Raw genomic sequence first — 8,512 nt, 5'->3', positions numbered from 1 at the left:
CGCCGCGGCGTCCCCGCCCTCCCGCATCCCCACCTCCGGCGGCGGGGCGGCGACACCGACCCGGACGTGTGACCGTGACGCCGCCGAGCGCCGCGCAGCCGGTCAGTCTCCGTACCAGTGCAGCGTCAGGCCAGGCTCGTCGCGCCACCGCGCCAACAACGCCTTCAGCGCCGCCGCCAGCCCACGCTCCGTGTCGTCAGCCGCCGCCGCCCGCAGGCGGTCGACGTCAGCCTCGAGCTGCGGCAGATCCTCACGAACGAGTACGCCATCTGACCACGGGTCGAGCTGACCCAAGATCGGAAGTCGGTTACCGCCCGCCGCGTTCAGCAGCGGCAGCAACTCCTCCACCGGCACGTCGAGCAGCAAACCGCGCTCCCGCGCCGCGGCCCACTCGTCGGCGTCGGCGCGATGGCGCTCCCGCCGCTGCGCGCGGGTGGCCCGACGCAGGCTCTTCGGACGCGGCAGCGGAGCGCGCAGCACCAACAGCAGACCCACCCCGGCGACGCTACGGCAGCTCCGGTGCGGACAGCACGGCCGGACCGCGACCATTCGCCGAGCAGGCGCGTCGGCGCGTCCGCCGTCGTTCGACGCGGCTACGCGACGTGGGTACGGTGACACTGTGCTCTCGGCTGTGAAGGGTCTGCACCAGAAGGTCGCCGGTCACGCGTGGGCGCACAGCGCCGCGTACGTCGTCCTCATCGGCGGCCACCAAGGTAGCCCAGACCAGCGCCGCGTACGGCCGCTCGTAGCGATCGTCCCTGGATGACCAGTTTCCCCGCGACCGCCCGCCGGGTGCGCGACGAGAGTCTCAGCCCTCGACGGCGCCGGTCGCATCTACGGGACTGCCTCTACCACTTCGCGCCGTACGGCTTTCACGCCACCTGGCATCACCTGGCGACCCGGCACCGCATCCCCGGAAACATCGAGGTCGATCCCCCGTCGCTGGTCCGGGCCCTCGGTGAACTCGAGACAGCCCGCGCTCTGGTGCTGGCAAGGGCGGTCGCCTTCGCGGCCCAACGGCGACTGCAGAAGCAGGCCGGCCAACGAGTCCCTACAACCCCGCATCCGTGGGACTCGTGGGGTTGCCACGACATCGCCTACTGCCCCGATCCGCAGAAGCATCCCACCGAGCAGCTTCCCATCGTGGTGCAGCGGGTGCTCGATGCGTACGCCGCAGGGGTCGACCCGGCCGGACGATGCCTGGCGTGCGGCGACGAGGACCGCCGCGCGGGACGGGCCTGCCGAAACTGCGGCGTCGCACCCGGCGGCTATGGCAACCCGCTCTAAGCATCAGGAGCAGGGCAGTTGTCGCGGTAGCAGGCCCCCCGCAACCGGCCGATGGGACGTTCCGGTCAGGGGTTGATCAGTCTCCAGTCTCCTTCGGAGATGACCTCGACACTGCCGTCGACCACAGTGATGGCGGTGTTGTCGTCGATGGCGTAGGTCGGGACCGGGATTCCGGACGCCCACTTCTGGATGTGGGACAGCTCGGTGTCCTCCATGTCCGGATGGTTGAGGTGGGGGTACAGCGTAAAATCCACCAACCCCAGCGCCCGGTCAGCGTCCCGCGCCCTGTCGCTGCCGTCGGGGACGAACTGACTGTCGAATTCGGCGTCACAGTTGTACGGGGTGACCGCGATGCTCCCGGCGCTGACCCCCACATAGACCGTGTCACTCAGCGACGGCAGGAGGTCGGCCAGGCCCGACTGGCGCAGCCAGTAGGTCAGGTACAGCACATCGCCGCCCCAGACCAGCAGGGCATCGGCCTCCCGGACCGCCGGGACCCAGTTCTCTTCTCGAATGGTCGGCAGCGCGGTGAGCTCCAACAACCCCAGGGACTTCCAACCCAGCTGGCACAGCGGGATGTCGGGTTGGCCGTGAATCGCCTTCCACGCCTTCTCAGCTCCGCCGGGAAAGGGGTAGACACCGGTGGGAACGAACAGAGCAGTGGACTCAGCGAGCGGCTTGCCCAACAGGTCGACCAGCGCGTCGGAGATGCTCGGGTTGCTGATGCCCCCCGACGTGAGAAGAAACTTCATGCGATCCGCTCCCCTGAAGCCACCGAAATGACGGCGATCATGGTGCCCATGCGAACCAGCGTCCCGGCTCGCTGACCCGAGCGACACATCGCTGGATCATCCGTCGGAGGCCGTCCAACCGTCAACTGCCTCCGCCTGTGCGACGACCTCCACGAGGGCCGGTCGGGTCACATCCCGGTTGTCGATGACAACATCCGCGCGCTCGTGAGGCGCGCAGGCGGCGAAGTACAGCCGCTGCCCGCCGACGTAGCGGCCGAGGCTGGGATGGTAGGGATCCGGATGGGAACCGTCGCGCCGGGCCATCCGTGCGACGGTGACCGCGAACGGCGCGTCGACGAAGACGGAGAAGTCCCAGCACTCCACGAGCTCGTCACGATGCAGGAACAGCCCGTCGACGATGAGTACCGTGCCGGGCGCCGCAGTCCGCCACTCAAGATCCAGAATCTCGTCTGTCCGAAGATCATGGGCAGCGGGACGGTAACGGCGAGAGCCTTCGGGACCGAACGGCTCCAGCACGTTGTGGACGAGGGCTTCGTAGTCGTAACTGTCGAGCCAGAAGCCTTCCGGCGAATCCCGGCCACGGCGATGCCGCACAGCCCGACGGTGATGAAAGTCGTCCGCCGACACGTGCACGACAGGACGTCCCCGGCCGCGCAGCAACGCGGCCAACTCGCCGGCGAACGTGGACTTACCCACCCCATCGACCCCGTCAACGGCCACCCGTACGCACCGCGGCGCGGGGAACGTCGGCACCAGGTCAGCGACATGGTCGAGCAACTGCCGCCGTACGACGCTCACGCCGTTCCTCCATCCCTGACCGGAAGCGCAGCACGCCTCACGGATCGAGGACGTCGCGGAACGACGATCGCCGGGTACGGCACCAGCTGCGCCTGCAGCCGACCACGCCGAACAGCGGTGCCGACGACCGCCCACCGGTCGGATCGCGACCACTCGCCGTGTCAGCGTCAGTCGACGAAGGTGCGTGACGTGGGTACGGTGACACGGTGCTCGCGGCCGTGAAGGGTCTGTCCCGCTACCACACCGAGGAGTCGCTGCGCGCCTACCTGCTGGAGCGCTCACACCGTACCGAGAGCGGCTGCCTGGTCGTCGAAGGCTACGGGCAGCGACGTGGGGTGCACCAGAAGGTCGCGGGCCGGGCGTGGGCGCACATCGCCGCGTACGTCGTCTTCCTCGGCGGGTACGACCCCGCCCTCGACGTCGACCAAACCTGCGGCGCCGCCGACTGTATCGAGCCGACTCATCTGCGACAGCTCAGTCGCGCCGAGGCCGGCCGCCACCGGAACCAGGCGGCGCAGTGCCGCAACGGCCACGACCGTGAGCTCGACCCGGCGACCGGCCGGTACCGTCGGGTCTGCCGGACGTGCAACCGGGAGGCACAGCGCCGGTGGCGTGAACGCGAGGCAGTCGAGGTTGCCCAGGCCCGCGCCGCGTACGGCCGCTCGTAGTCAGCCCTCCAACGCTTTCCGATGCCGGTACCGCCACTGAAGCTGTCAGGGTGCGAGGATCGTGAACGAGTCAAAGACCTGCGGGCGGTGCAAGCAGCTTCGGCCGGCAGAGTCCTTCGTCGGCGCGACCGGTCGCACGATGCTCTCCTGTCAACCGTGCCGCGACTACTCCCGTCGTGTGAATCAGGCCAGTAGGGATTCCCGGCCGGGCTCCAATCGAGCGATGAATCTCTGGAGCAAGTACCGGATCACCGAGCCGTTCTACGATGAACTGAGGTCACGGCAAGGGTTTCGATGCGCCATCTGCGGCATCCATGAGGATGACCTCCCGGCAACTCTCGCCGGTCGCCCCCGGAAGGACGGCAAGCCCTCCGCCCAGGCGTTCCGGTTGGTCGTGGATCACTGCCACGGCACCAACACCGTTCGAGGGCTCCTCTGCAACGGGTGCAACTCGGCACTTGGGCACTTCCGGGACAACCTTGAGGCGCTGCGCCGCGCACTGGATACCTCCAGCCGGGGCCGTCATCGGTGCCGCCCCGAGAGGTCACCTGAGTTCCCGGCCAACACGCGCGTACACCAACCTAAGTCCTTACGCACAAGAACTGTCATTATGGTGCGTGTACGTTGCGTACCTTTTGTCCCAGGTAATTAACGGATTTTTGTTAACGACAATCCAGTAATCACCTGCTGTGGACTGTGCTCGCTCGCTTCAGTCCGGCTCGGGAACGCGGTGGCGTCACAGCCCTCACGCGCTGAGGATGTCGACATGGATGACCACAGCCCGAACGCGGCCGACGAGCAGGAGGAAGCGCTGCCCGGCGGCAACATGGGAGGTGCGACACGGGTCGGTGCCACTGTTCGGCGCGGTCATGGTGCATGGAGCCCGACGGTTCAGCGCCTACTACGACACCTACGGGAGCGCGGCGTCACCTGGGTTCCGCAACCGCTCGGGACCGATGAGCACGGACGCGACAGCGTCTCCTACCTGCCGGGCATCGTGCCGCAGTACCCGTTGCCGGACTGGATCTGGAGCGACGGCATCCTCGCCGACGCAGGTCTGCACCTCGCACAACTTCACGAGGCCAGTGCCAGCTTCGACACCGTTGGCGGAGTGTGGCAGTTTCCGGTGCGACAGCCAGCTGAGGTCATCTGTCACAACGACTTCGCGCCCTACAACATGGTCTTCACCGACCGGCGGCTCACCGGAATCATCGACTGGGACACGGCCTCGCCCGGTCCCGGTCGTGGGATCTGGCCTACCTCGCGTACCGGCTGGTGCCGCTGGCCCACCCCGACAACGGCGACGCGATCGACAGTGACCTGGCCGAGCGGGCACGTCGGCTGCGCATGCTCTGCGACGGCTACGGCTCGGGGCAGGACCCTGACCACATCCTCCAGGCCGCAGTCCACCGACTGCACGACCTCGCCGCCTTCACCGAGGCGCGGGCTGATCAGGGACAGGAGAACCTCCGCAGTCACGTCGGGCTCTACCAACGCGACGCCATGTGGATCACCGCGCACATCCTTCGAAGGTGAGTGCCGACAGAGGTCGCTGACGGGCTAGCCCAGCTTGCGCTGTATCAGCCGTTCAGTCGTCTGCGGCCGCTGATCAGTCATTTCCATGTGCGTGTGCCTCCTCCCGACGGCTACGAAGTACGGGTGACCAACGAGGTAACCGTTCCCCTGCTGCCCTGCGCGTCCATCGACGACATCGTCGCCTTCTACGAGGTGCTCGGTTTCCACACCACCTACCAACAGCGCAAACCCAACCCGTGCGTGGGGTTGCAACGCGAAGATCTACATCTGCAGTTCTTCGAGATCGCGGGGTTCGATCCGGCGCAGTCCTACGGGTCGTGTCTCGTGCTGACCTCGGACACGGGGCAGCTGTACCGGGCTTTCGCGGCGGGAATGCGTGCCGCGTACGGCAAGGTGTTGGTCTCCGGGACGCCCCGGATGACCCGGCCCCGCGCGCGGAAGAACGCCGACGGGCTGAGCGGCTTCAGCGTCATCGATCCAGGCGGCAACTGGATCCGCGTCTTCCAGAACGCCTCGGTCTCCCCCGCGTCGGCGCCGACTGGGCGGCTGGGCAAGGCGATGGCGAACGCCGTCGTGCAGGCCGACTCCCGAGGGGACGCCCGGCAGGCGGCTCGGATTCTCGACAGTGCGCTGGGCCATCCCGATACAGATGACGACCCGGTCGCGTTGGTGGAGGTGCTCGTGTACCGCGCTGAGGTCGCGATGGTCCTGAACGATCCGGCCACGGCGATCGAGATGCTGGCCCGTGTCGACAGTGTCGCGTTGAGCGCGGACCAGGCCACACGGGCTGCGGCTGCGTATGAGGCCGCTACCGACCTTGCGGCAGCGCTGTCCTAGGAGCAGCGTGACCTGATGTTCTCAGTAGACGAACGCGACCGGATCCAGCGGCGGCTGCTGCATCTGGCGGAACAAGACAGCGGTGTCGTCGCCGCCGCGATCACCGGCTCGCACGCCACGAACGATGAGGATCGCTGGTCGGACATCGATCTGGCCTTCGGGGTCAGTGACCCGCTCGACGCCGTCATGCGTCGATGGACGCGACAGATGTATCAGGACTTCGCGGCGGTCCACCACTGGGACCTCGCGGCCGGGTCCGCGATCTACCGGGTGTTCCTGCTGCCTCACTGCCTGGAAGTCGACCTCTCCTTCAGCCCGGAAGGCGAGTTCGGGCCGCGAGGCCCGAGTTGGCGCCTCATGTTCGGGCGTTCCACACCATCCCGGGCCCCCGCGTCGAGCGGCCACGACGGCACAGCCGGCCTGGCATGGCACCACGCGCTGCACGCACGGATCAGCATCGAACGAGGCAGATTCTGGCAGGCCGAGCACTGGATCAGCGCCATGCGGACCCAGACGATCGCACTCGCCTGCCAGCGTCTGGGCCACCCCACCAGCTACGCCAAAGGCGCTCACCTACTGCCCTCCGACATCACCGGCCCGCTCGAAACGACATTGGTCCGTTCCACTGACGAGGTCGAGTTGCGCCGTGCGCTCTCGGCGGCCGTGACGGCCCTGACTGCGGAACTCACCCGTACGGACCCGACGCTGGCCAATCGGTTACACCCGGTTCTCACCGAACTCGCCGCGACCGATCGGCCGCCGGACGACGGGACGCGCTCCGCACCCGGATGACGGCGGGTATTGACCGAGCCGATGGTCACGATGGTGGGTGTGCCCCAGGCCCGGGCAGCAGATCGATGTCCGTAGCCCGCATGGGCTGTTCGCACTCCGAGCACCGTAGTTCGACGTGACTGATCTCGCCGCAGGCGTGGTGGCGGTAGAGCACCGGCGGGCCGGCGTCGCCCGCCGTCCACCGGTCACCCCAGCGCACCATGACGAGCAGTAGATCGCACAGCTCCCGGCCCTTGTCGGTGAGCAGGTATTCGTGTCGGACCGGCCGGGTCGAGTATTCACGCTGGGTCAGGACGCCCTGTTCGACCAGCCAGTTCAGCCGCTCGGCGAGCACCTTGCGGGAGATGCCGAGCCCTCGCTGGAGTTGCTCGAAGCGGTGTGTGCCGGCGTAGACGTCCCGCAGGATCAGCGGAGACCACGGCTCACCGATGACGTCGAGGGTGCGGGCGATCGAGCACGCCATGGTGCCGAACTGCGTTCGCTGCATGACGCCACGATACGCAAGGTGGTTCCTTCAGGGAACTGACTCTGTTAGCGTCACATCAGTCCATCTCTTTAAGAAACGGACTGGTCTGTGCCCCCTCCACACGTGCAGGGAAGCCGAAAAGAGGCCCGCATGAACCATCCGCCGATCGTGCCGACCAGGGACTGGCAAGACGCAGTGAACACCTTGCGCGTCCGCGAAAAGGCACTCACCCGCCAGCTCGACGCAGTGGCCGCGGTGCGCCGCCGGCTGCCGATGACGCCGGTCGAGCAGGACTACGTGTTCGAGGGCCCGTCCGGGCCTGCCAGTTTGACCGACTTGTTCGAGGGCCGCCGTCAGCTCATCGTCTACACCTTCATGTGGCGCGGCGTCGACGCTGTCTGCTCCGGCTGCTCGCTGTTCACCGACAACGTCGGACACCCGGCCCACCTCAACGCCCGCGACGTCACCCTGGCGTTGACGTCCCATGGCCCGCTGGACGACCTGCTGGCGTTGCGGCGGCGGATGGGTTGGGCCCTGCCCTGGTACTCGTCGCTGAACAACAGCTTCAACGCCGACATGGGAACCGGTGACGGGTTCGCGCTGAACGTCTTCCTCCGCGCCGACGACCGGATCTTTCGCACCTACACCACCACCTCCCGCGGCGTGGAACGGCTCGGCAGTAACTGGTCCTTCCTCGATCTGACGCCGTACGGCCGACAGGAGACCTGGGAGGACTCGCCGGAAGGCTGGCCGCAGACCCAGCCGTACCAGTGGTGGCGGCTGCACGACGAGTACGACACCACAGAGGATCCGTCATGACAGTCGACACACCGGTCGCCGAGCTCCTCTTCCAGCAGGAGGACGCAACACCCTTCAACACCGACGTGGCGACAGTCAAGCCCTGGAGCCAGGCATTGGCCTGTCTGGAGTCGGCACACAAGTGTTGGCTGTCGACGGTGGGACCGGGTGGCCGTCCCCATGCGGCCCCGGTGATGTCGGTGCTGCTGGACGGGGCTCCGTGCATCGCGAGCCGCCCGAGTTCCCGCAAGAGCCGCAACCTGGCCCACAACCCCCGAGCTGTCATCACGGTGAGCAGCGACGACCTCGACCTGGTGGTGAACGGTGCGGCTCACCAGGTGTCGGGCGACGCCGCGCTGCGCCGGGTGGCCGCCGCCTTCGCCACAAAGTACGGCTGGACGTTCGCCATCAGGGACGGCCGAGTCCATGACGACAGTCTGCCGGGAGCGCCCCAGTACGCCTTTTACGAGGTCTCCCCCGTCCGGGCTTTCGGCTACGGCCCGGACGGGCTGACCGCGACTCGTTGGCGGTTCAACCGCACCTGAGTGACCGGGCGCGGGGCGGGCCATGCCGAGGCT

Annotated in this window: 12 protein-coding genes and 1 pseudogene; 9 read left to right on the top strand and 4 right to left on the bottom strand. The window is 67.6% G+C overall.

The window, feature by feature from the left end; all coding sequences use genetic code 11:
- Positions 1-102: 102 nt before the first annotated feature.
- Positions 103-495: a hypothetical protein gene (locus AB0B48_RS30045; protein WP_357207358.1), complete on the bottom strand. Its 393-nt coding sequence runs from the start codon at positions 493-495 to the stop codon at positions 103-105.
- Positions 496-762: 267 nt separating this feature from the next.
- On the opposite strand from AB0B48_RS30045, the gene AB0B48_RS30040 reads away from it, so the two are divergent.
- Positions 763-1,287 carry a hypothetical protein gene (locus AB0B48_RS30040; protein WP_357207356.1) on the top strand — a complete coding sequence of 175 codons (525 nt, stop codon included), beginning with the start codon at positions 763-765 and terminating at the stop codon, positions 1,285-1,287.
- Between the two features lie 65 nt (positions 1,288-1,352).
- Here the strand turns inward: AB0B48_RS30040 and AB0B48_RS30035 are convergent, their stop codons facing one another.
- The gene (locus AB0B48_RS30035; protein WP_357207353.1) at positions 1,353-2,039 is read right to left on the bottom strand and encodes a Type 1 glutamine amidotransferase-like domain-containing protein; all 687 of its coding nucleotides are present in this window, start codon (positions 2,037-2,039) and stop codon (positions 1,353-1,355) included.
- Positions 2,040-2,135: 96 nt separating this feature from the next.
- Positions 2,136-2,759: a uridine kinase gene (locus AB0B48_RS30030; RefSeq protein ID WP_357207350.1), complete on the bottom strand. Its 624-nt coding sequence runs from the start codon at positions 2,757-2,759 to the stop codon at positions 2,136-2,138.
- A 284-nt stretch (positions 2,760-3,043) separates the two neighbouring features.
- Between AB0B48_RS30030 and AB0B48_RS30025 the strand changes: the two genes are divergently transcribed.
- The 6 genes and pseudogenes from AB0B48_RS30025 to AB0B48_RS30000 all read left to right on the top strand — a co-directional run bounded on the left by AB0B48_RS30025 (position 3,044) and on the right by AB0B48_RS30000 (position 6,670).
- Positions 3,044-3,505, top strand: coding sequence for an HNH endonuclease (locus AB0B48_RS30025; RefSeq protein ID WP_357207348.1), 462 nt, complete (start codon positions 3,044-3,046; stop codon positions 3,503-3,505).
- Positions 3,506-3,644: 139 nt separating this feature from the next.
- Positions 3,645-4,157 (top strand): endonuclease VII domain-containing protein, encoded by a 513-nt coding sequence (locus AB0B48_RS30020; RefSeq protein ID WP_357207362.1) that lies wholly within the window; start codon positions 3,645-3,647, stop codon positions 4,155-4,157.
- Between the two features lie 114 nt (positions 4,158-4,271).
- Positions 4,272-4,733, top strand: a pseudogene (locus tag AB0B48_RS30015) (aminoglycoside phosphotransferase family protein); the annotation flags it as partial.
- Between the two features lie 47 nt (positions 4,734-4,780).
- Positions 4,781-5,041: a hypothetical protein gene (locus tag AB0B48_RS30010; RefSeq protein ID WP_357207363.1), complete on the top strand. Its 261-nt coding sequence runs from the start codon at positions 4,781-4,783 to the stop codon at positions 5,039-5,041.
- Between the two features lie 123 nt (positions 5,042-5,164).
- Positions 5,165-5,878 carry a VOC family protein gene (locus tag AB0B48_RS30005; RefSeq protein ID WP_357207360.1) on the top strand — a complete coding sequence of 238 codons (714 nt, stop codon included), beginning with the start codon at positions 5,165-5,167 and terminating at the stop codon, positions 5,876-5,878.
- Between the two features lie 15 nt (positions 5,879-5,893).
- Positions 5,894-6,670, top strand: coding sequence for a nucleotidyltransferase domain-containing protein (locus AB0B48_RS30000; RefSeq protein WP_357207346.1), 777 nt, complete (start codon positions 5,894-5,896; stop codon positions 6,668-6,670).
- 25 nt (positions 6,671-6,695) lie between these two features.
- Here AB0B48_RS30000 and AB0B48_RS29995 read toward each other — a convergent pair whose 3' ends face one another.
- Positions 6,696-7,157, bottom strand: coding sequence for a helix-turn-helix domain-containing protein (locus AB0B48_RS29995; protein WP_357207344.1), 462 nt, complete (start codon positions 7,155-7,157; stop codon positions 6,696-6,698).
- Positions 7,158-7,286: 129 nt separating this feature from the next.
- Here AB0B48_RS29995 and AB0B48_RS29990 point away from each other — a divergent pair, with 129 nt between their 5' ends.
- Both AB0B48_RS29990 and AB0B48_RS29985 read left to right on the top strand, forming a co-directional pair.
- Entirely contained in the window at positions 7,287-7,955 is a 669-nt protein-coding gene (locus tag AB0B48_RS29990; RefSeq protein ID WP_357207341.1) for a DUF899 domain-containing protein, read from the top strand.
- A complete protein-coding gene (locus AB0B48_RS29985; RefSeq protein WP_357207339.1) occupies positions 7,952-8,479 on the top strand; it encodes a pyridoxamine 5'-phosphate oxidase family protein in 528 nt (175 codons plus the stop codon). The genes AB0B48_RS29990 and AB0B48_RS29985 overlap by 4 nt, the downstream gene beginning before the upstream one ends.
- The last annotated feature ends 33 nt before the right edge of the window (positions 8,480-8,512 follow it).

The sequence above is a fragment of the Micromonospora sp. NPDC049089 genome (assembly GCF_040648775.1).
Classification (GTDB): Bacteria; Actinomycetota; Actinomycetes; order Mycobacteriales; family Micromonosporaceae; genus Micromonospora.
This window is presented reverse-complemented; position numbering and strand designations above follow the sequence as displayed.